Below are 21,296 nucleotides of genomic sequence, written 5' to 3' on the forward strand. Positions count from 1 at the left end.
GTTTTCGTTTTTGAACAAGGGGGCGCAACACGCGCCCTTTCTTGTCGATTGATGCGACCTTGCACAAACGCGGCGCTTGTGAAATGAACGCCTGTTTTCAAATGACCGATTCTGGCGACACAACCGATGCGAAACCAACCGGCCTGGCCGGCGATCCGCGGCCCAAAACCGTGGTGCTGCAGCAATATGCGGGCATCGGCGACCTGATCTGGCACATTCCCTATTTTCGCGAAATCGCACGGCAAAGCCGCGACGGCAAGGTCTCCGTCATCTCCCAGCCTTCCTCGCTCGCGCATGAAATCCTGTCCGTCGAGCCGTGGCTTGACGAGGTGATCTATTATGATCACCGCCGCCGTAAAAACGACCGCGCAACCAAGCGCAACCATGGCGGACTCTCCGGCATGTGGAAAATGGCGCGCGAACTTCGCGAGCGGCGCTTCGACCGCGCGATGCTTTTCACGCACAGGCCGAATCGAGCCATCATCGCCTGGCTCGCCCGCATCCCGCGACGCACTGCCTATGGTTTCGGCTGGCTGCAGCGCCTCTTTCTCAACGAAGGCCCATACATCAAGCCCTACAAGGGGCCGTCGCTCGAAGTGTATAAAAACGCCACGGCATTTGCCGTCGCGCATGGCGTGTGCGACGGACCGATCGTGCCGCGCATGACCATCCCCAACGAACTGGTGAAAAATGCGCGCGAAGTCGTCGCGCGACTGCCGCGGACATTCTACGCATTTTCAATCGGAACATCGGAGCCCGACAAACAATGGGGGCTGGTCAACTTTGCCGCGCTCGCCACTGAGATCGCCAGGCGCGGCCAGGGCGTGCTGCTCTCCGGCGGACCAAATGAGGATGCCTTTGCGCGCGCAATTATCGAAGCCGTGCCGGAAACGCTTCGCGGAAACATCATGCAACTCACGCATGCGCCCATTTTGGAAAGCGCCGCGGCATTGAGTTTGGCGCGCGCATGCATCGGCAACGACACAGGCGCCGTCAACATGGCCGCCGCCTGTGGGCGTCCGGCAATTGTCGTGCTCGGCGCCCGCAAACGGATCGACCACGATCCCTTGGTGCGCATGCTCACCGCGCCAACGGTGGCGGATATTTCCGTGGCCGACGTTCTCGCACAAATGGAAAAACTTGAATCGGAGCAAACCAAGTGACTTCCCCCGCAACCAACACCCGGCCAGATGCCGCGCCCGGCTCGGTCTGCATCGTCCGGCTCTCGGCGCTGGGTGATGTCGTAATGGTCGCGCCGCTGATAAAAATGATCCGTCGCGAATGGCCCGCGGCGACAATCACATGGATCATCGGCAAGGCCGCCCACCCCGCCGTGGCCACGTTGGAACGATTGGGCGTCGAGTTTGTTGTCATCGAAAAACCGCGCGGCATCGGCGACTACCTCGCACTTCGCAGGCAAATGAAGGGACGCTGTTTCGACGCGCTGTTTTGCCTGCAAGCAAGCTGGCGCGCCAATTTCATTTACCCGTGCATTCGCGCGCGCCGCAAAATCGGCCACGGCAAAGGCTCCAGGGACATGCACTCGCTCTTCGTCCGCGAAAGCGTGCCCGAGCCGTCCGAGCCTTCGCATATCGCGGATCGCTTTTTGCAATTCGCCGAGGCGCTCGGCGGAAAGCGCAACGATGCGGACACCGAAGGCCCGTGGGGATTGGAGCCGCCGCCGGACGCGGTAGCATGGGCGCAAGCCGCGCTCCCCGCCGGACGCTGGCTCGCCGTTTCGCCCTGCTCCAGCAAGGCCGAGCGCGACTGGCCCGCCGAATCCTACGCGGAAGTCGTCAACGCCACATGGCGCGCGCACGGCCTGCCCGCGGTTTTGCTGGGCGGCCCCTCCGCGCGCGAACGCGTCATGGCGGACGCCATCCGCGAAAAACTCTCTCCCGAAACACGCGTGCTCGACCTGACCGGGCAAACAACCGTGCCGCAGATGCTCGCGGCGCTCAGCCGTTGCGCGGCCCTGCTCGCCCCCGACACTGGCGCGGTGCATATCGCGCGCGCCTTTGCCCGGCCTGTTGTCGGCCTGTATGCGGTGGCTCCCGCGAGCCGCACGGGTCCGTATCGCGCCGCGGAGTTTTGCGTGGACAAGTTCGCCGAGGCCGCGCGCCTCGTGCATGGTCGCGATCCCGAAACCCTGTCGCGAAGCGCGCGCGTGCACGACCCGCGCGCCATGAAGCTCATCACCCCGCAGGAAGTGCTGCGCCAAATTGACCGCGCGCTGGCTCAGGTTTGAACTCGCGCCCGCGCTCCATGCTTCCAAAATAAACATGATAAACTCTGCATCCTCATCCAATACTCACATAAAAATCATGAGAATCTTTGTGGTAAACCTTCCCCACCGCACGGACAAGCGCGCCGAAATACTCGCGCAAGGCGAAAAATACAACCTGCCCCTTGAAATCTTCGATGCAGTGAACGGAAACGCCATTCCCGACGAGGAGATCAAAAAAATCGTTTATGATTACCCGGCCTGTTACATGACCAAGGGCGTCATAGGCTGCTCGCTCAGCCACCTGAAAATATACAAAAAAATGTGCGACGAGAACATCGACCTCGCACTTGTGCTGGAGGACGACGCCCTGCTCACGGACGACCTTCCGCTCATTCTCGGCGAATTGGAGAAAATCGACAAAAACGAAGTTCCGAAAATCTACTTTGTCTCCTCGCAATATTACAAACAGTCATCCGGTCAAAAAATTGCCGGTGGCTACGCCATCCGGGATTACATAGACGGCGGAAACAGCCACGCCTATGTGGTGAACAGAAAGGCGGCCGAGTCGCTCCACGCAAACCTGTGGCCCATCAAGTGGGAGGCCGACAAATGGTATTATTTTCAGGAAATGGGACTGGTTTCGTTTTCCTGCGTCGTTCCCCATGTGGTCGGCGTCGATGGCGTGCCGGAAAAATCCGATCTCTACACCGAGCGCGCGCTGACAAACAGAAAACGCCGCCACTATTTGAACGGATTAAAGCATGTGGTTCGCCGCCGCCGCCGCCTCGTCAAAATACTTTGGAAAATATTCAGAAAACCGTTTGTGAAAAAAAGTTAATGTAGTTTTTACAGTTGCGGAGTTCCGTCGCAGACAAGCGTAAGATAGAAATCAAAAATAGATTATGACATCCTCCATTCCGTGTTTTCTGGCAATCAATGACGCGTATGTCAGGCACGCCTGTGTCATGATCGCCTCGGCGGCGTGCAATTCCAAATCCCTTCTCAGGTTTTATATATTAAACGCCTCGCTGTCCGCCGAATCAAAAAGGGAAATCGAAGCTGTCAGGGAAATTCACAACTTCGAGGTCGAATACGTCCGGATAGACAAGCGTCTCATTGAGGACGTGCAAATAAGGGATGAGCATATATCCGTCGAGACATGCTACCGTCTTTTGATTCCGACCATCTTTCCCGAAATGGAGAAGGCTATATATTTGGACGCGGACATGGTGGTGAGGCACGATCTGGCGGAGTTATGGGCGGAGGATGTCGGGGATTTTTACGCGGGCGTCGTGGAGGATTTTATTCATGTTAAAATAAAAAACTACGACTCCATCTTTCCGTCGCGGCGCTATTTCAACGCCGGGGTGCTCCTGCTCAACCTGAGGAAAATACGAAAGGATATTCCCTTTGCCCGGTTTGTGGAAATTGAAAGCCGCCACCGGGATTCGCTCAGGCACCAGGACCAGGATGTGCTGAACATCGCGCTCGGGAACAATGTCAAATACCTCCCGTTGAAATGGAATGTCACGTTTCTCTACTTCAATCCGCGGCGAAGATTTCCCAAGACACTCGGCTTCACGGCCGCCGAAGTCGTCGCGGCCCGCGAGAACCCGGCGATCGTGCACTATATCGGTTCATTGAAACCGTGGCGCGTGCCTTGCGGGTTCATGGCGCCGCCTTATGTGAAAGAGTATTTTAAGTATTTGGACATGGTCACGGGACGAAAAAATTACGCCGAGGCCGTTAAAAAATTCCCCCGCGTGCGCGACTTTTTTGCATACTGGTGGCGGCATCCGTTTTTTTTCGTGCGTCCAAAAACCTACGCCCTCATGAGGGCGCGGCGAAAGTTTCCCATTGAAAGCATTTAAAATCCCGGCATATCCGGCATGCCTCCATCGCACATGAATTCGAAAAAACCAATCCGACTGGCTCTCCTCGTTGACGAGTATTTTGGCGCCCTTGGCACCGCATTTGGCGGCTATGGGTTTCTCGCCCGGCGTTATGTGGCCAAATACCTTCCCTGCGAGGAAATTCAGGTGGACGTTTTGATACGGCGAAAAAAGAGCCTGCTATTCGCGAAAAAAGATCTCGTTGACGGTGTGAACGTCTGGCATCTTCCCCGCTATGCTTGGCTGGCGAGGCGCTGGTTGAAAAAACAGAACTACGATATTTATTTGAGCATAGAACTCACATCGGCTTCCGCGCGGATAATGCGACTTGTTGATAAATCAAAGAAACTCATTCTTTGGATCCAAGATCCACGCCCCAAAAAAGACTGGGATGAAATTTCAACAGTAGGACTGCTTCAGGAGAAATCCTATTACAACCAACAGGATTACGATTTTGTTGAAAGTCTTTATAAAGAGAATAGAGTCGATTTTGTTTCGCAGGGCTTTTTTCTAAATCCCAAAGCAATCGAACTGTATTCCTTACCGCCTACTGTCTCAATAACATACCTCCCCAATCCGGTGGAAATGCCGGCTGACCAAGGCGTTGATGCCACACAGTTTTCAAAGAAAAACATGATTATTTTTCTGGGACGGATTGAGTCTGTGAAGAGAGGCTGGCTGTTCGGTGAAATCGCTAAAAAAATGCCTGAATTTGAATTTTATATACTTGGGCAAACATTCAGGGAAAAGGGTGAAAACTCTGCGATCATGCAAAAATACTCCAATATAGAGAATTTGCACTTCCCCGGCCATGTGGATGGACCTGAAAAGGAATCTTTTTTGCGGGAGGCCAAAATATTGGTCAATACATCCATTCACGAGGCACTGCCTGTTTCTTTTTTAGAGGCGCTCGCGCATGGGACACTGCTTGTTAGCAATCAAAATCCTGAGAACTTGACTTCAAAATTTGGAATATGGGTGGGCGAGGTTTTGGGCGATGGTTTCGATAAAGTTGATCTATTTGTGAACGCCATTCGCCGGATAATGAACGATGAGAGCTTCCGTTGCGAGCACGCCAAAGCCGCTGTGAAATACATTCAGGAAACCCACAACATCAATCGTTTTGTCCGCGACATGAGCCAGATCGTCCTGAAGAAGGCTCGCCCCTCCGAAAAATCTTAAGGAGACATTGATAATCAATCCCGATTTCTATTAGATGGCATTTTAATGACCCAGACCAATCTTCCATTCGTCACGTATGTGATAAACCTGGACCGCTATCCGGAACGGTTTGAGACCATGTCGGAAGCGCTGAAACGGGAGCAAATCCCCTGTGAGCGCATCCAGGCCATTGATGGGCGCACCCGTGTTTTTACCAAGGACGAAATCGACCTCAAGGCATACGAAAAAAACCACGGCAGGCCGCCGGGCATCGGCGTCGCCGCCTGCTACATGAGTCACCTTTCGACCTACAAGGCGCTTCTGAACTCTTCGTATGAGTTCGCCCTGATATTCGAGGACGACATGCTCATCAACCCCGGACTCAGGCAACTGGTAATCGATTCCATCAAGATCAAGGACTCATGGGATGTGTTGCGGTTTGCGGGATTTCACTCTGGCTGTCCGGTGCGCCGGAAGATGATCAACGCCACCCATTCAATGTGCTATAACTTCACATCAAGAACAGGCGGCGGTTGTTATATGATAAATAGAAAGGCGGCAAAAAGTTACCTGGAAAAGATGCTGCCCATCACTGTGCATATCGACCATGAATACCCCAAGTCGTGGAAATACAATCTTCGCATATTTTCCATTTACCCCGCCCCGTGCGTCGATGCCGGATTGCCGACATCCATTGAATACGCGGCCGCTAAAAAACTAAAAAGGCCGTGGTATAAAAAATTTCCCACCTTGTTTTACAGGGCGAGAATCGCCACGCGCCAAATCTGGCACGGCATCAGCCACGGTTACTGTTTTCCAAGGAAATAAACCCAAGCTCGCGCTTGACAACACGCCAACCAGGCGCATCTCTCAACCACGTTCACCAATGACTCCCTTCGCCAACAACGCTCTCGCCAATCTCGTCGCCCTCGTGGTCGTCGTAGTAGTCGTGCGTTGCGCACGCCGAGAGGGCCGTTGGTAAACACAACCACTTTTGCCCCCTCTGGCGTGATCGCCGGAGGGGGCTTTTTTTGGCTCCGCGACGGTGAAACGAACAGGGGCGGGTTTCTTTCTCCAACCAAATGAAACCAAGCACACCGCTCACCACCATGACCAAAAAGAAATACACAGGCGCCACGCTCCTGACCGCGTTGCTGGAACGCCAGGAAATCCGCCAAATGCCCGGCATCCCCGGCGGCGCAATTCTGCCGTTCTACGACGCGCTCCACACAAGCCCCATCCGGCATATTCTCGCCCGCCACGAGCAGGGCGCCGGCTTCATTGCGCAGGGAATGGCGCGCGTCACCGGCCGCGCCGCGACCTGCGTCGCCACTTCCGGCCCCGGCGCCACCAACCTCATCACCGCCATCGCCGACGCGCGCCTCGACTCGATTCCGCTCGTCGCCATCACCGGCCAGGTCGCGCAATCGCTCATTGGCACCGACGCCTTTCAGGAAGTCGATTTCTACGGGCTCACCGTCCCCATAACAAAACACAATTACCTCGTGCGCAACGTCCGCGAACTTCTCCACATCGTCCCCGAGGCGTTCACACTCGCCGAATCAGGGCGTCCCGGCCCCGTCGTGATCGACGTTCCCAAGGATGTGCAAACCGCTTCCATCGAACTCTCCGATGACGAGCTCCCCGCGCCCGGCGGATGCCGCCCCACCCCGCCGGCAAAGGACGCCGAAATCGACGCGCTCGCGCGCATGCTCGCCAAGGCGCAACGGCCCGTGCTTTACCTCGGCGGCGGCATCATCGCGGCCAATGCCTCCGAACCCGCGCACGAACTCGCCAAACGCCTCGCCTCGCCCGTCGTCAGCACGCTCAACGCCCTCGGCGCAATCCCCGCCGCCAGCCCGCACCACATGGGCATGCTCGGCATGCACGGCACGCGCGCCACCCACACACTCCTTGATGAATGCGACCTGCTCATCGCCATCGGCGCGCGTTTCGACGACCGCGCCACGGGCAAAGTCGCCGAGTTTTGCCCGCGCGCCGCCATCGCGCACATTGACATCGACCGCGCCGAGTTCGGCAAAATCAAGCGCCCGCACCTCTCCATCGAGGCCGACGCCGCCGACGTCCTCCACCGCCTGCTCAACCACTCCGTCTTTCACTCTTCACCAGCCATCATTAACAATTCCAAATGGCTCGCCCGCGCCACCGCGCTCCGCGACGCGCATCCGCTCCGCCATCCCTCGCGCGAAACCGCGCCGTTGCATCCGGTGAACATTTGCCGGTTCCTCGCAAAAACGCTTCCGGGCGATGCGATCATCGCAACCGACGTCGGCCAGCATCAAATGTGGGTTGCGCAAGCCTACCCTTTCCGCTCGCCGCGCACGCTGCTCACCTCCGGCGGACTCGGCACGATGGGCTTTGGCCTGCCAACCGCCATCGGCGCGGCCTTTGCCGCCCCCGGAAAACGCATCGCCTGCGTCAGCGGCGACGGCTCGCTGCTCATGAACATTCAGGAGCTTGCCACGCTCGCCGACCACAACCTGCCCGTTGCCGTTCTTGTTTTTAACAACGCCCACCTCGGCCTCGTGCGCCAGCAGCAGGAGCTTTTTTACGGGCGCCGTTACGAGGCGTCGCGCTTTGAGACCACGCCCGATTTCGCCGCGCTCGCGCGCGCCTTTGGCATTCGAGGGCACAGCATCGCCGCCAACTCAGCCGATCCGCTTGGCGACATCGCCGCCGCGCTCGCCCAGCCCGGCCCCTGCCTGGTCGACATCCCGGTCATCGCCACCGAAAACGTGCTTCCCATGGTTCCTCCCGGCGCTGCCAACAACCAGTCGATCGAGCACGCCGGGGCAATGTAAGCGCCCCCTAAGGGTTGCCCTTTTCGCAAACAGCAAACCCATCATTGAAAACATCCAGTCGCAATTAACATGAACACTTCCACCATCGAACAAACACACATCATCGACCTTCGCGTCCGCAATCATCCCGGAGTCATGTCGCACATCACAGGCCTCTTCGCTCGCCGCGCATTCAACCTCGAGGCGATTCTTTGCGTGCCCGTCTCCGGAAACGACGAAAGCCGCATGCTTCTCCTAGTAAACGACACGCCCAAGCTCGAACAAATCGAGCGCCAGCTCGCCAAGCTCCACGACGTGCTCGCCGTGCGCCAGCGCATCGATCTGCCGTCCGATTATTTCGAGCGCCTTGGAAAAAGCATCTGAGGCAGACGCCTCAATTTCCTCCGTGCGCGACCGCAAGGGCGGAACGGCTTTCCCGTCACAGTTCCAGCGTGAAATCGTGCGCGGGCTCGTCGAGCCACATGTCATACCAGGGCGAGTAAGTTTTGACGGCGACGGTTTTGCGGTCGGCGTTGAAGTGCACAAGCCGGAGGAATCCGCCGCCACCGTAGCCGCGGGACGGCTTCACCCCGCCCTGGTAGTTGGCGAGCAACTGGTGCACCATGCGACCGCCCTTGCCGGGCGTGCTGAGGCGTCCGGCCCCGCCGTGCAACACATGGCCGCTGAAAACAAAACGGATGTTTTCGTGTTGTGATATGAAGCCGTCCCACATCTCGGTCGCGTCGGTCACGCTTCCTGGCGTCGCCGCGAGCGAGTATGAATGAGGGTTCCAGCGCTGCTTTTTACCCTTCTTCGCCCAATCGTAACGCGTGCCGTCGGAATAGATAAACGCATGGGTGACCACAATCGTGTCCAAGTCCTTGTTTTCGGACACAATCTTGTTCGCCCATTCGAGCACCTCGGGACGCGGCCCGAACTCAAGCGATACCACGAGCAATTCGCCATGCGGCGTGACGACCTTGTGCCAGCTGTTTTCAAGGTGCAGTTTTTCAAACAGGCCGTGGGCCTTGCTGTTGCGATAATCGCGCCCGGAAAAGTGCTCGTTGAGCAACGTCGAGCGATCATCGCTCCGGCCCCACCGCCCGATGTCGTGGTTGCCGGTTGCCAGGCTGTAGGGGACGCGCGCGCGGTTCAGCTCGCTCATCGCCTGCCTCGCCACGAGCCATTCCGCATGCACGTTGTTGTCCACGATGTCGCCCTCGTGGGCAACGAAACAAAGCTTGAGCCGCGCCTTGTTGGCCGCGAGCCACTGGGTCTGGCGGACAAACACCTCGGGATGGTTGATCGTGTAGGTCTGGGTGTCGGGCAGCAGCGCGATGGTCCAGCCATCGGCAAAAATATCCGGCAGCCGCGTCTCGGGCATCGCAACCACGGGCGCGGGCGGCGTCCATTTTTTATCATTCGGGGCGGTCGCGAGAAATTTCGGCGCAAGCGCGGTTCCCGCGGCGGCAACGGTCAAGGTGTGGATAAATTGTTTTCGGTTCATGGGCTGGAGTTGGGTTAGTGAGTGGAAACAAACGCGCCTGTGAACTAAAAGCCGCGTTAGCGTCCTGTCCAGCATCCTAACGCGGAACGCCGGAAAGCGCCGCGCATTTCTGTCTTCTATTTTTCCTCACGACCCGTCAGCGTTTGCCTTTCACATCCAGTATTCCGCAATTAAAACTCCGTATTCCAAATGACCTTTAACAACCGCATCGCACTCGTCACCGGCGCAGGCCGCGGCATCGGCAAAGCCATCGCCGAAATGCTCGCCAAGAACGGCGTCACCGTCATCTGCGTCTCCAAGTCGCCCGAAAGCTGCGGCGGCGTCGCCGCAGCCATCACCGCCGCCGGCGGCAAGGCCGAGGCCGTGCCCGTTGATGTGTCCGACGGCCCCGCCGTCGCCAAGGCAGCCGAGGCGCTCCTCGCCAAATACGGCAAAATCGACATCCTCATCAACAACGCCGGCATCACCCGCGACGGCCTCATAGCCCGCATGTCCGAGGACGACTGGAACGCCGTCATCCAGACCAACCTCTCCAGCTGCTTCCACTGGTGCAAGGCCATCGGCTGGCCCATGTGCCGCGCCCGCCACGGCCGCATCGTCAACATCGCCTCGGTCGTCGGTCTCGTCGGCAACGCCGGCCAGGCCAACTACGCCGCGGCCAAGGGCGGCATGATCGCCATGACCAAGTCGCTCGCCCGCGAATTCGCCAAGCGCAATGTCACCGTCAACGCCGTCGCGCCCGGATTCATCCAAACCGACATGACCGCCGCCCTCAGCGAGGAAGTTCAAAAAGTCGCCGTCGCCCAAGTTCCCATGCAGCGCATGGGCACCCCCGAGGACGTCGCCAATGTCGTTGCCTTCCTTTCCAGCGAGGAAAGCGCCTACATAACCGGCCAAGTTTTTACGGTTGACGGCGGCATGGCAATGTGACCCTTTACCAAACCTCAGTAATCTAACTAACATGGCCGATCAAAAAACCATCGAACAACGCGTTAAGGAAATTATCGTTAACCAGCTTAACGTTAATGAAGAGCAGATCACTCCGCAGGCATCCTTCTTGGATGACCTCGGTGCCGATTCCCTCGACACAGTCGAGCTCATCATGGCATTCGAAGAAGAGTTCAAGGATGAGATTAAGGGCGAAATCCCTGAATCCGACGCCGAGAAGCTCCAGACAGTCGGTCAAGTGATCGACTATATCAAGAGCAAGGCCGGAGCATAAATCCTTCGCAATCAGCAAATTATAACTAAATCGACGTTTTGCCGGAACCTCACAAGTTCCGGCAAAACGTTTTTTGCATACCCCGCAAACCGCAAAAACGCACTTTCCCTGCATTTTTGATTTCCCCGTCGCGCCCCAACGCCCACACTCACGGCTCCATGCGAATCACCCTCGTCCATCCCGCCGGCTTTAATTTTGTCCCCGGCCAGCCCGATATCACCACGCTTGCCAACCGCATGGCGCCCATAGGCATCCTTTCGCTTGCCGCCTGGCTCGAAAAACACGGCCACAACGCCACCGTGCACGACTGCCTCGGCCCCCGCGCGCCGCGCACCCTCGAGGCCAACGCCGACGCCATCCTCGCCACAAATCCCGACATGGTGGGGTTTTCCGCAACCACCGCCGGATTCATGGATGCCGCCGATATCGCCGCCATCATCAAATCCCGCCGCCCCGAAATCAAAACCATCTTCGGCAACGTCCACGCCTCCGCCATCGGCCCCAAGCTCCTCAAATATTTCCCCGAAATCGACTACCTCTGCGTCGGCGAAGGAGAAGGCCTCATGCTCGACCTCGTCGAAGGCCGCGCCCTCGCTGAAATCCCCAACCTCGCCTACCGCGACACCTCCGCCCCCGACGGCATCCGCGTCAACCTCCGACGCTCCCGTATCCAGGACCTCGACTCGCTCCCCTTCCCCGCCTACGAAAAACTCGACGGCTTCCCCTTCGGTTACCACCTGCCGCTCTTTTCCTACATAAAGCGTTGGGGCGCAACAATGATAACCTCGCGCGGCTGCCCCTACACCTGCTCGTTTTGCGACCGCACCGTCTTTGAGCGACTCCACCGCTACAACTCCGCCGCCTATATTTACGAACACATGCGGCACCTCCGCGATCACTTCGGCGTTTATCATATCAACATTTACGACGACCTCTTCACCGCGCACAAAAAACGCGTTTACGAACTCTGCGAGCTCCTCATCAACAAACCCCTCGGCGTCGGCTTCAACTGCGCCATCCGCACCGGCCACGACGACCTCGAAATGCTGAAACTGCTCAAGCGCGCCGGCGCGCTCATGGTTTCGCTTGGCGTGGAGTCCGCCGATCCCGAAATGATGCGTCGTCACAAAGCCGGAGTCACCCTCGACGCCGTCCGCGAAACCGTTGACCGCATCCACATCGCCGGCCTTCGGGCCAAAGGGCTCTTCATTTTCGGCCTCCCCGGCGAAACCCCCGACACCGTCCGCGCCACCAGCGACTTCATCCTCTCGCTCGATCTTGACGAGATGAACATGACCAAGTTCAGCCCCCTCTACGGCGCCCCCATCTGGGATGAATGCGCGAGCGGCGCCGAGGGCGCGTTCACCGAGGACTGGCGGCTGCTCAACTGCCTCAATTTCACCTTTATCCCGAAAGGTTTTTCGAGTCGCGAGGAAATGGACGCCCTCTACAACTGGCACATCCAGCGCTACTATAACAGCAAACCCTACCGCCGCCGCTTCGCGAAACACATCTGGCAGCACCGCTGGAGCCTCTGGCACCTCGTCACCCACCTGCCCCGCACCGTGCAGGCCGCCCGCTATTTCTACGCCAACCGCGAAAAACTTGAGGCGATGAAAAAGGATTTTCCCCTGCACCCGCGCCAGCCGGTCAACCTCCGCGCCACACTCGGCCCCGAGTTGCAGGCGGACTTGAATGCGTGATTTTACAACGCGGTGAAAAAATTTTTATTTCCAAGCTTTACAACGTCCCAACGCTTTCTCTTACTTCGCGGCTCTTCACTACTGGAAACAACGCTCAGGTGGTGGAATTGGTAGACACACACGTTTGAGGGGCGTGTGCCGTGAGGCGTGCAGGTTCGAGTCCTGTCCTGAGCACCAGTTGAAAATTGAAAACACCGCTTAACCAAGCGGTTTTTTTGTGCCCGCACTCGGCGCCGTCATGTATGCCGCGCGCAATCTCCGCAACGGATCTCGCGCCGGACGGAACGCTTCCGAACGAAAATAAATTTCCAAAAATTCAAATTTAAAACCTGAAATTCTTTGAAACCGGACGCGGCGGGGTATCTTCTTCCCTCAAACACATCCGCGCACATGCCTCCCGCGTCCTCCGAATCCACCACTCTCATGATCGGCACAACCACGGTCGCCACGCGCGATGAGGCCGACGCCCTTGCGCGCGGCCTCGTCGAGTCGCGTCTCGCCGCGTGCGCGCAAATCGACGGCCCCATGACTTCCGTCTATCACTGGCAGGGCAAACTCGAAACCACCGCCGAATATCGCCTCACAATCAAGTTCCTCGACTCCAACGCCAACGCGCTCGAAACATGGCTCCGCGCCCATCATCCCTATGAAACGCCGGAGTGGGTCGCGGTGCGCGCTGAAATCGTTGCAGAAAAATACTTGTCATGGGCGCGCTCGAACTCCACCTTCTTGCCTCTTTAACAACTCTCAAGCACTTTTCATAACGTCATGTCACAGCACAAAAGTCTCCAAGGTTCCAGCGGTATCGTTGTCAAGCGCAACGTGTTAAAGCGTTTTGAGCGCGTCGAGCTGCTCAAGAAGCGCGGTCAGTGGAAGGAAGGCGACCGCGTTCAAGGTCTCCGCAAAACCAAGCCCGACGTCTGATCACAGACTCGATTTTTTATTTCTGCACTTTCCGAGGCAGGCGACAAACATCGTCTGCCTTTTTTGCAAACCAGACCCGTTTTTTGGCGGCATCACCACCGCAAAACCCCTTTCCACGCAACCAATCCAGTCCGCGCATATCGTGAACACCGACACCTCAGCAGTCGCAGCCGAACCCACCGGCGGCCCCGCCAAAAAGCCCAATATCGTCAAGCGCCTCTACAACTGGGTGCTGCACTGGGCCGACACCAAATACGGACTGCCCGCGTTGTGCGCGATCTCGTTTGTCGAGTCGTCGTTTTTCCCGATCCCGCCCGACGTGCTGCTGATCGCCCTGTGCATGGGCGCGCCCAAACGCGCGTTCAAGTTTGTCTTTTATTGCGCGCTTTTTTCGGTGCTCGGTGGAATCCTCGGCTACTACATCGGCTACGCTCTCTACGAGGAAGTGGGGCGGCGCATCATCGACTTTTTCCACTACCAGGAAGCCTACGCCTACGTGGGGAAACTCTACGGTGACAATGCGTTTCTCTCCATCCTCACCGCCGGCTTCACTCCCCTGCCCTACAAGGTCTTCACCATCGCTGCGGGCGTGTTTCATGAACAAGTAGGCCTGATGACGCTCGTCACCGCATCCGCGCTCGGACGCACCGGGCGCTTCCTCCTCGTCGGCGCTGCGATCTATTTCTTCGGCCCGCCCGTGAAACGCCTCCTCGACAAGTATCTGGAAATTTTCTGCGTGATTTTCATGGTGCTGCTCATCGGCAGTTTCTTCATCGTGAAGTGGCTCGCCAAATAAACCGCCGAGACCAAACCCTTGGCCCGGAGCCAACGATACGCGCGGGATGCCATTCCGTGAATCTTGTTAATCCTATTTTCCAAAAATGATCCTCCGCTGCCAGCCCGGTTATGAACTCCTGCTCGAACGCGAATTGCGCCCCCATGGCCTCGCGATGGGCGCAAACGGCGGCGGCTGGCTTGCGACGACGGACGTCCAGGCAACCGCATGCCCTGATCTCTGCTTCGCCCATTCCGCGCTTCTCGCCCCAAGGGAAATCACCGGTGAATCCGTCAACGCACTCGCCGCCCGTATCGCGGAATATTTTCTCGAATCCGCGCGCACCGAACGCTTCGACGCGCAATGGCCGCTCGCCTTCGATTGCGCCGCAAACCTCGACGGACTCGGACGCCGTGCCGACGCCGTTGAAAAAGCCTTCAACGAGCTCCTGCGCAAACGCATGTCGCGCGTCGCAAAACTCGCCGCACCGCCCGCCCGGCTCTCCCCTTTCAGTCATTCCCCGCTCCGCGGCCTCTTTGTGTATTTCACCGACTTCCAGCGCGCGCACGTCGCCCGCGAAAGCATCAGCTACGGCCAGCGCCGCATGGCCGATGATCCGCTCGCGCCCTCGCGCTCCTACCTGAAAGTCGAGGAGGCCTACGGCGTCATCGGACGCGAACCCGCGCCCGGAGAAACCGTCGTCGATCTCGGTGCAGCGCCCGGCGGCTGGAGTTACAGCGCGGCCAGGCGCGGCGCGCGCGTCGTTGCCGTTGACAACGGCCCGCTCAAAGCCGGCGCGCTCAACAACCCGCTCATCACGCACCTGCAGCAAGACGCGTTTCATTTCGATCCGACCCAGTCGGACGCAACCTCAAATGCCCCCGCCGACTGGCTGTTTTGCGATCTTGTCGAGGATCCCCGCCATGTGCTCGAAAACATTCTTCTCCCCTGGGTTGAACGCCGCTGGTGCAAACACTACATCGTAAACCTCAAGTTTGGCCGCACCGACCCCGTCGCGCTTTTGAGCGAGGTGCGCGCGCGCATCCCCGCCGCGCGCATCCGCCACCTCTATCACGATCGCGAGGAGTTCACACTCGTCGCATCCCTGTAGAGGCGCATCGCGCGTGCGCGCCCCTATGGCTCATACCGATATCCCACGCCGTGCACGGTGATGATCGCCACCGGCTCGTCGGGTTTGCGCTCCACTTTTTTGCGCAACTGCGCCACATGCTGGTCGAGCGTGCGCGTGGTGCCGTAATACTCGACGCCCCACACCGCGTTCAGCAGCGCGTCGCGCGCGAGCACCTCGCCGGGATGCGCCGCGAATATCTCCGCGAGTTTCATTTCGCGCGCAGTGAGCGACTCCTCGTTTTTTCCGAGCGTCACCGTGAATTTTTTCCGGTCAACAAGCGCATCGCCGAGCTTGAACACGGCGGGCAAATCGGCCGCGGCGTCCACCGTCGCCGAATCCAGCCGCGCACGCCGCAGCAACGCCTCCACGCGCGCGATCAGTTCGTGCACGCCGAACGGCTTTGTCATGTAATCGTCCGCGCCGAGCTTGAGCCCGACGACCTTGTCGATCTCCTCGCCCTTGGCCGATAAAAACAGCACGGGCACGCGGGCGTCCTTGGCGCGGATTTCGCGGCACACATCGTAGCCGCTCATCTTGGGCATCATGATGTCGAGGATGACGAGATCGTATTTGCCCTGCGGATACAACTTGAGCGCCTGCGCGCCGTCGCCGGCCGCGGTCACGTCGTGCCCCTCGCTTTCAAGCGTGGTCATCAGCCCGAGGCGGATATTCGGATCGTCTTCAGCAATGAGTATTTTTGCTTTCATAGATAACAATTCACTCCTTCGGATTCACCACACGCCCCATGAACAAAATGCATCCGGTCGCATTATCCTGAATCAAAAATATGAACGGATGATCTGCGCGGAAAACAGGAGGGGGAGATGGAGGCTTCTTGGGCATGCCTCCTAACCAAAGCAAAACTTCAGTTGCCGCAGCAGCTTCGGATCCCGATTCATTCACCTCCACAAACGCCTTATGAATCACATTCGAAATGAGAAGGTCTCGATGGCCATTCATGCCGCTGAAATCCGCTTTTTCAAAAATAAACGCCTCTTGCATTCCCAGTTTTTCAAGCGGTTCAACCAAGGAAGTTGATCCCCATGTCATTTTAAATTTTGGAAGAAGAAGTTGCACCCTTTGTTCCTTCATTTTGTCCCGCCATTGTGCAATCCGCTTTGAGGACAATCGCTTTTCTATTTTCTCCAACGCGCGCTTTGTTTTGTTTGCAGGCAAAATCACCAGCATCGACAATTCCCTGCCCTTGTAGGGAAGCTCAATAAACTGGGCGTCACTCCCTTCCCAATATCGATAACGATTTGTCTGCCGCATGAATGAGGATTGAACAGGCGGATCATCCCAAACGAAAAACTGATCCTTCTTTGTCCGATCCTCTTCAAATGTATCGAGCCAAGTTCCCTTAAAATACACCGCATTGACCAGCACCAGCCGGGTTGTCGAATTGAAAGGTTTCTCATTGAGATTTTGAATTTTACCCTGGGTCTTTTCTTCCACCCATTGATTGATTCTCTTTCGCGTCTTCGGCTCGTCATCCACAAAATCCACGGACGTGATTTCCGCGCCGTAGTTTTTCCTCACGAGTGAAAGATAATCCTCAAGCAGCGGCGCGCCTTTTTGCGGCCAGAGGGAGTTGGCAATGTTTAGTTGAGCCTGTTTTGAAGCATTCACCTCCTCGAAATGTTTCAGCAAGGCCGCGAATGACGAATGAGTTTCCGTCTGCGACTCGGGGAAGCGCAGCACTTTTTGCATTTGCGCGGCGGTGTCGCCTTTTGCGCCGGCATAAGTCATGGCCAGCGCCGACGAAACGCTAAACGGCGAGAAGAACAAATTACCCTCGGTGCTCTTCAACTGCGCGTAAAGATCGCACGCAAAATCATTGCCGGAGAACGCAAGCGCCGCAGCAGACCTCGGCAGCCTCTCCGCGGACACAGCAAGCGTCAGTGCAAAACCAACGGCGATGTTGAGAATCAAATGGTGGAGTTTCATGGGAGTTTTATGTTATTCGGTCGTTGAATATTGCGCGAAAAAACGCCCGCGCCGGCTCATTTTACATTCTTCATTTTGCATTCTGCATTAGCTTGCGCGCAGCGTGAGCGCAAACTCGCTGCCGCCGCCTTTGCGCGGGGCGTAAGCGAGGTCGCCGCCGAGGCCGCGAGCGAGTTGACGCGCAATGCTCAGGCCGAGGCCCGAGCCGCCTTGCGACGCGGTGAGCGTGTCGTCAACGCGGTGAAACTTGTCGAAGATTTTTTCGCGGTGCGACGACGGGATTCCCGGGCCGCGGTCGGCGACGGTGATTGTAATGGGTTGAGTGGCACGGGCGTCCCGACCGTGTTCCGAAGACATGGCCGGGTCGGCCATGCCACCCAATCCCACGGGCGGGTCGCCCGTGCCACTCGATCCGTTGCGCAACGCCACCAGCACCTCGCCGCCGTTTGCGGCGTATTTGCAGGCGTTGTCGAGCAGGTTGATGACGATTTGCTCGACGGCATCCAGGTCGGTTTTCATTATGCAGGGTTCGGCGGAGATTTCCCTCTCCAACTTTATGCCCGCCTCGGCAAGTCGCGGCGCGTGCCGGTCGAGGAGGCGGTTTAGCTCGGCGTTCAAGTCGTGCTCCGCGAGGTCGAATTTTTTGCGCCCCTGCTCGAGGCGTGAGAAGTCGAGCACGTTGTTGACGAGTCGGGCGAGGCGCTGCGTTTCGCGCGAGATGGTTTGCAGCGACTCGGCGCGCCTGTCCTCGTCGCGGATGCGGCCCTGCTCGAGCAGCTCGGAATAGAGGCGGATCGTGGTGAGCGGCGTTTTGAATTCGTGCGACACGTTTGCGACGAACGATGTCTTTTGCGCCGACTCCGCCGCGCTGAGTCGCGCCTGCCGCATGAGAAGCGAGCCGCCGCCGATGATCGTGAGGATGAAAAAGCCGATCAACAACGCGCTCGCGAGCAAAAACGCGCTTGTGTTCAGGCTGCCCAATTCGCCGGCCACCGTAAAACCCGCGACGCGCCAGCCGGGCAGCATGAGCGGTTGCGAGTAAGCTTGCTCCGCCGTGTTGTCGGCGTTCATCCCCACCTGCGCAATCCGCGCCCCGGTGTCCTTGAACAGCACATAGGCTTCGTCCGGCTCGATGACTTGGGGCAAAATTTCCCGCAGGCGCGACGCGATGGCCTCAAGGTTGACCTCGACAACCAGCACGGCGCCCTGCGTGGTGAACCTCCAGCCGAACAGGTGCAACACGCCCGCCTCGTCACGCCATGGAGCCCAGCCGGTGAGTTCGGGAGGCGGCGTGGTCGCGTCGAAAACCGCCGGGATTTGCATGTCTGTTTTTTTTGATTTGAGCATGGCGGCATCGCGCGAGGTCGTCGGAACCGGCGCAACGGATTCCGCGGACTTGGCCTGCGGCCTGGCGGCGCTGCTGACGCTGTTGGTGCGAGTGGCGCGGGCGCGTTTGTCCGCCGCAACAGGCGGTGCGATTATTTTTTCATCCGCCATTACTGACATGCTTTTTTCGACTTGGATTTCCTCAAGCGCCTCCACTTCGGAAATGGCGGACAGCGGCGGCGGTGCCGGATCAATCCGTTTTGCGACGTTCACGTTGTAATTTGCCATGCTTTGCATGGCGACGCGCGCGGTTTGATAACTGCTGGCATTGTTTTGCAGTTTTCCCTCGGAAATTGAAACGGGAGCAGCGCCCTTTGCAATGGAAGCGCCCGCGACATTGGTTTCTTTTTTTGTGACGGAAAACTGTTCCATTGAGATCGGCGAATCCATGTGGAAATCCCCCGCTGCTGTCATCGCCGGTTGCGATTCCGCGGCGATGCGCGATTGCGTTGTTTGCCGCGGGCTTGGCTGCGCAACCGAGACGCGCCAGGGCGTGGTGGCGAGCCACGCGACGACGGAATCGTTTCGCGCGCCCCAGCGAAGGGCGCCGCCGCTGTTCGCGTAATACACATCGTGCACGAGCGGGTTTGTGCGGCGCCAGTTGTCGAGGTAGTTGCCGGCGTTCGACGAGGGCGCGTCGAGCAGGGTTGTCATGAGGCCGCTCTGCACATCGCCCAGGACCAGGTCGATGTTTTCCGCGATGAGGCGCGTGCGCGCCTGCACCGCCGACTGGCGCGCCGCCACGGCCGCGGAAGCCTGCTCCCGAATGTGAACCTGCTCGCGCCCGAGAAGCCAGAGCGCCGCCGCGCCCACGACCAGCGTGGAAATGATGAGAAGCAGCCAGTAGATAAAAATGCGTCGTGTGGAGGCGGTCATGGGGACGGGCGCGATTGCGTCTGGTCGTTCATGCTGGTGAAAGGCGATGCATTGAAAAGGATGAATATCATTCGTTGGCGGCGGCGCGGCGCGGATTGCGGGCGACGTTTGCGACACCCTTGCGCGCAAGATTTTCGTATTGGCATGATGCTGGAACACCGCCGACGCCTTTTGAGGTAGGGCGAACCGTCCCGGTGAGCCGGAAATGTTGCGGCTCACCCTGAGGGTTCGCCCTACCAAAACACATCACTTCGAATCTTTCGGCTTCGGCGCGTTTGTGCCTGTGCTGGAAGCGCCGTCGATCGCGTTGCCTTGTTGCATGGTCACGAAATTATAGGAGGCGCGGTATTTTTTGCGGTCGGCGTTGGCAATTCCCTCCGACTGAATCCGAACCGCCTCGGCGGAGTTCGACTTGGCAAGATCCAAGACCTCCTTGTTGCCGTAGGTGACGGCAAACTGTTCCATCATCAACGACTCCTCGCTCAAGAGTTTCGCTGCCTCGTCCTTTTTCCCCGCGTCGGCAAAGACGACCGCTTGCGCCTTGGCCTCGGCAAAACGATTGTCGGCATATTCCGTCTGCACTTTTAGGTTGGCCGACTTCACAACCACGGCCTCGTCGTCGCTGAAACGCGCGCGGGTGGCCGCCGTGAGCGTGGCGGGTTTGTTGGAGACGGCGTCCTCGAAGGCGATGCGCGCGCGGGCGATTTCGCGCTCGACTCCGGCGCGGGCGCGGGGCGTTTCGATTTCGACAAGCGCGTATTTCTCCTGCCCGCCGTAAATCTGGTTGAGCGTGAGCTCGGCGTTTTGTCCGCGAATGCTGCCCTCGCGCCCGACAAAGCGAATCGGGCGCACGCCCTCGGGGAACTCGATTGTGACGACGGCTTTGCGCGCCACGATGCTGAGCACATCGCCGAGCTCGGCGTCGAAGATTTTTGCCAGGTCACGCGCGTTCTCGGCAAAGTAGGTGTTGCCGTCGCTCTTGAGCGCGAGGCGCGCCATGAGGTCCTCGTCGTAACCGAGACCGAGCCCGATCGTGGTCACGGAAATGCCCTCCTTCATGAGCGCGGCGCCGAGGCGTCCGAGCTCCTCGGGCGTGCGCGGACCGGAGTTAGCCTGACCATCGGAGAGCAGGATGATGCGATGCACGTAGCGCGAGTCCTCGATGTTGCGGCGGATTTCCGACGCGCCCTGGCTCACGCCGGCGAATAGCGCGGTGGTGCCGCGAACATTTATCTGGCGGATGCGACGCTCAAGTTCGGAGCGATTGGAGCCGACGCGCACGGCGGGGATGAGCGTCTCGACCCTGCTGTCGAAAGTGACGAGTGAAAAGATGTCGCCGTTGTCGAGATGGTTGAGCGCCTCGATCGCGGCAGCCTTGGCCTGCTGGATTTTTTCGCCGCCCATGGAGCCGGAGCGGTCGAGCACGATGGAGAGGTTGACCGGCGGGCGCTCGCCGGTGCGCGGCAGGCGGCAGCCGTCGATTGCGATTTTGACGATGGCGCGGTCGGCGGTGTCGGCGGGAAGAACGGAGCGGTCGAGTTCGACGCGAAGTTTTATCGGCTCAGAGGATGGCGCCGAAAGGGCCGACGGACTGAAGGGCTGAAAAGCTGAAACGAACAGCGCGAGAGCGACGGCTGTGATGGCGAATGGCGATTTGTGTGTGGCGGGTGTTTTCATGACGCCGCGAGCAAACCACAAATCGCGCCCGCGTGTGTCAGCGGAGCGTCAGGAAATTGTCAGGGA

20 protein-coding genes and 1 tRNA gene are annotated in these 21,296 nt (G+C 58.5%); 16 read left to right on the forward strand and 5 right to left on the reverse strand.

Features of this window, described 5'->3' with window-relative positions; genetic code table 11:
- Positions 1-101: 101 nt before the first annotated feature.
- From M2447_RS05765 to ilvN, 8 genes are all read left to right on the forward strand, one after another.
- A complete protein-coding gene (locus M2447_RS05765; protein WP_277557783.1) occupies positions 102-1,163 on the forward strand; it encodes a glycosyltransferase family 9 protein in 1,062 nt (353 codons plus the stop codon).
- Complete coding sequence (locus M2447_RS05770; RefSeq protein ID WP_277557784.1) at positions 1,160-2,248, forward strand: glycosyltransferase family 9 protein; 1,089 nt, start codon at positions 1,160-1,162, stop codon at positions 2,246-2,248. Before M2447_RS05765 ends, M2447_RS05770 begins: the two co-directional genes overlap by 4 nt.
- 76 nt (positions 2,249-2,324) lie before the next feature.
- Positions 2,325-3,065: a glycosyltransferase family 25 protein gene (locus M2447_RS05775; protein WP_277508776.1), complete on the forward strand. Its 741-nt coding sequence runs from the start codon at positions 2,325-2,327 to the stop codon at positions 3,063-3,065.
- Positions 3,066-3,129: 64 nt separating this feature from the next.
- Positions 3,130-4,098, forward strand: a complete 969-nt coding sequence (locus M2447_RS05780) for a glycosyltransferase family 8 protein (protein WP_277557785.1) — start codon at positions 3,130-3,132, stop codon at positions 4,096-4,098.
- A gap of 33 nt (positions 4,099-4,131) precedes the next feature.
- Positions 4,132-5,301: a glycosyltransferase family 4 protein gene (locus M2447_RS05785; protein WP_343215374.1), complete on the forward strand. Its 1,170-nt coding sequence runs from the start codon at positions 4,132-4,134 to the stop codon at positions 5,299-5,301.
- Between the two features lie 45 nt (positions 5,302-5,346).
- A complete protein-coding gene (locus M2447_RS05790) occupies positions 5,347-6,108 on the forward strand; it encodes a glycosyltransferase family 25 protein (protein ID WP_277557787.1) in 762 nt (253 codons plus the stop codon).
- Positions 6,109-6,362: 254 nt separating this feature from the next.
- Positions 6,363-8,102, forward strand: coding sequence for a biosynthetic-type acetolactate synthase large subunit (ilvB, locus tag M2447_RS05795; RefSeq protein ID WP_277508780.1), 1,740 nt, complete (start codon positions 6,363-6,365; stop codon positions 8,100-8,102).
- Positions 8,103-8,186: 84 nt separating this feature from the next.
- Positions 8,187-8,465: an acetolactate synthase small subunit gene (gene ilvN / locus M2447_RS05800; RefSeq protein WP_343215375.1), complete on the forward strand. Its 279-nt coding sequence runs from the start codon at positions 8,187-8,189 to the stop codon at positions 8,463-8,465.
- 55 nt (positions 8,466-8,520) lie between these two features.
- Here the strand turns inward: ilvN and M2447_RS05805 are convergent, their stop codons facing one another.
- A complete protein-coding gene (locus tag M2447_RS05805) occupies positions 8,521-9,588 on the reverse strand; it encodes a hypothetical protein (protein ID WP_277557789.1) in 1,068 nt (355 codons plus the stop codon).
- Positions 9,589-9,777: 189 nt separating this feature from the next.
- Here M2447_RS05805 and fabG point away from each other — a divergent pair, with 189 nt between their 5' ends.
- The 8 genes from fabG to M2447_RS05845 all read left to right on the forward strand — a co-directional run bounded on the left by fabG (position 9,778) and on the right by M2447_RS05845 (position 15,323).
- Positions 9,778-10,518 carry a 3-oxoacyl-[acyl-carrier-protein] reductase gene (fabG, locus tag M2447_RS05810; protein ID WP_277557790.1) on the forward strand — a complete coding sequence of 247 codons (741 nt, stop codon included), beginning with the start codon at positions 9,778-9,780 and terminating at the stop codon, positions 10,516-10,518.
- Between the two features lie 31 nt (positions 10,519-10,549).
- Positions 10,550-10,810: an acyl carrier protein gene (acpP, locus tag M2447_RS05815; protein WP_108826084.1), complete on the forward strand. Its 261-nt coding sequence runs from the start codon at positions 10,550-10,552 to the stop codon at positions 10,808-10,810.
- A 158-nt stretch (positions 10,811-10,968) separates the two neighbouring features.
- A complete protein-coding gene (locus M2447_RS05820; RefSeq protein ID WP_343215376.1) occupies positions 10,969-12,513 on the forward strand; it encodes a radical SAM protein in 1,545 nt (514 codons plus the stop codon).
- A gap of 92 nt (positions 12,514-12,605) precedes the next feature.
- Positions 12,606-12,690 (forward strand) — tRNA-Leu (locus tag M2447_RS05825).
- 213 nt (positions 12,691-12,903) lie between these two features.
- Complete coding sequence (gene cutA, locus M2447_RS05830) at positions 12,904-13,254, forward strand: divalent-cation tolerance protein CutA (protein ID WP_277557792.1); 351 nt, start codon at positions 12,904-12,906, stop codon at positions 13,252-13,254.
- 27 nt (positions 13,255-13,281) lie between these two features.
- Positions 13,282-13,437, forward strand: coding sequence for a small basic protein (locus M2447_RS05835; RefSeq protein ID WP_108826087.1), 156 nt, complete (start codon positions 13,282-13,284; stop codon positions 13,435-13,437).
- 142 nt (positions 13,438-13,579) lie between these two features.
- Positions 13,580-14,233, forward strand: a complete 654-nt coding sequence (locus tag M2447_RS05840) for a YqaA family protein (RefSeq protein WP_277508787.1) — start codon at positions 13,580-13,582, stop codon at positions 14,231-14,233.
- An 85-nt stretch (positions 14,234-14,318) separates the two neighbouring features.
- Positions 14,319-15,323, forward strand: a complete 1,005-nt coding sequence (locus M2447_RS05845) for an SAM-dependent methyltransferase (protein ID WP_277557793.1) — start codon at positions 14,319-14,321, stop codon at positions 15,321-15,323.
- Positions 15,324-15,346: 23 nt separating this feature from the next.
- Here the strand turns inward: M2447_RS05845 and M2447_RS05850 are convergent, their stop codons facing one another.
- The 4 genes from M2447_RS05850 to M2447_RS05865 form a co-directional block, all read right to left on the reverse strand.
- Entirely contained in the window at positions 15,347-16,051 is a 705-nt protein-coding gene (locus tag M2447_RS05850; RefSeq protein WP_108826091.1) for a response regulator transcription factor, read from the reverse strand.
- Between the two features lie 10 nt (positions 16,052-16,061).
- Positions 16,062-17,291 (reverse strand): serpin family protein, encoded by a 1,230-nt coding sequence (locus tag M2447_RS05855; protein ID WP_277557794.1) that lies wholly within the window; start codon positions 17,289-17,291, stop codon positions 16,062-16,064.
- Positions 17,292-17,378: 87 nt separating this feature from the next.
- Complete coding sequence (locus M2447_RS05860; RefSeq protein ID WP_277557795.1) at positions 17,379-19,553, reverse strand: ATP-binding protein; 2,175 nt, start codon at positions 19,551-19,553, stop codon at positions 17,379-17,381.
- A gap of 246 nt (positions 19,554-19,799) precedes the next feature.
- Positions 19,800-21,230, reverse strand: coding sequence for a VWA domain-containing protein (locus tag M2447_RS05865; protein ID WP_277557796.1), 1,431 nt, complete (start codon positions 21,228-21,230; stop codon positions 19,800-19,802).
- Positions 21,231-21,296 lie beyond the last annotated feature (66 nt).

Origin of the sequence: Ereboglobus sp. PH5-10 (assembly GCF_029504735.1) — a bacterium.
Classification (GTDB): domain Bacteria; phylum Verrucomicrobiota; class Verrucomicrobiia; order Opitutales; family Opitutaceae; genus Ereboglobus.

What these genes read in the sequence shown, in the direction of transcription:
- M2447_RS05765 (WP_277557783.1), top strand. Translation starts at nt 102, where the DNA reads ATGACCGATTCTGGCGACACAACCGATGCGAAACCAACCGGCCTGGCC.
- M2447_RS05775 (WP_277508776.1), top strand. Translation starts at nt 2,325, where the DNA reads ATGAGAATCTTTGTGGTAAACCTTCCCCACCGCACGGACAAGCGCGCC.
- M2447_RS05780 (WP_277557785.1), top strand. Translation starts at nt 3,130, where the DNA reads ATGACATCCTCCATTCCGTGTTTTCTGGCAATCAATGACGCGTATGTC.
- M2447_RS05785 (WP_343215374.1), top strand. Translation starts at nt 4,132, where the DNA reads ATGAATTCGAAAAAACCAATCCGACTGGCTCTCCTCGTTGACGAGTAT.
- M2447_RS05790 (WP_277557787.1), top strand. Translation starts at nt 5,347, where the DNA reads ATGACCCAGACCAATCTTCCATTCGTCACGTATGTGATAAACCTGGAC.
- ilvB (WP_277508780.1), top strand. Translation starts at nt 6,363, where the DNA reads ATGAAACCAAGCACACCGCTCACCACCATGACCAAAAAGAAATACACA.
- M2447_RS05805 (WP_277557789.1), bottom strand. Translation starts at nt 9,588, where the DNA reads ATGAACCGAAAACAATTTATCCACACCTTGACCGTTGCCGCCGCGGGA.
- fabG (WP_277557790.1), top strand. Translation starts at nt 9,778, where the DNA reads ATGACCTTTAACAACCGCATCGCACTCGTCACCGGCGCAGGCCGCGGC.
- acpP (WP_108826084.1), top strand. Translation starts at nt 10,550, where the DNA reads ATGGCCGATCAAAAAACCATCGAACAACGCGTTAAGGAAATTATCGTT.
- M2447_RS05820 (WP_343215376.1), top strand. Translation starts at nt 10,969, where the DNA reads ATGCGAATCACCCTCGTCCATCCCGCCGGCTTTAATTTTGTCCCCGGC.
- cutA (WP_277557792.1), top strand. Translation starts at nt 12,904, where the DNA reads ATGCCTCCCGCGTCCTCCGAATCCACCACTCTCATGATCGGCACAACC.
- M2447_RS05835 (WP_108826087.1), top strand. Translation starts at nt 13,282, where the DNA reads ATGTCACAGCACAAAAGTCTCCAAGGTTCCAGCGGTATCGTTGTCAAG.
- M2447_RS05845 (WP_277557793.1), top strand. Translation starts at nt 14,319, where the DNA reads ATGATCCTCCGCTGCCAGCCCGGTTATGAACTCCTGCTCGAACGCGAA.
- M2447_RS05850 (WP_108826091.1), bottom strand. Translation starts at nt 16,051, where the DNA reads ATGAAAGCAAAAATACTCATTGCTGAAGACGATCCGAATATCCGCCTC.
- M2447_RS05855 (WP_277557794.1), bottom strand. Translation starts at nt 17,291, where the DNA reads ATGAAACTCCACCATTTGATTCTCAACATCGCCGTTGGTTTTGCACTG.
- M2447_RS05860 (WP_277557795.1), bottom strand. Translation starts at nt 19,553, where the DNA reads ATGACCGCCTCCACACGACGCATTTTTATCTACTGGCTGCTTCTCATC.
- M2447_RS05865 (WP_277557796.1), bottom strand. Translation starts at nt 21,230, where the DNA reads ATGAAAACACCCGCCACACACAAATCGCCATTCGCCATCACAGCCGTC.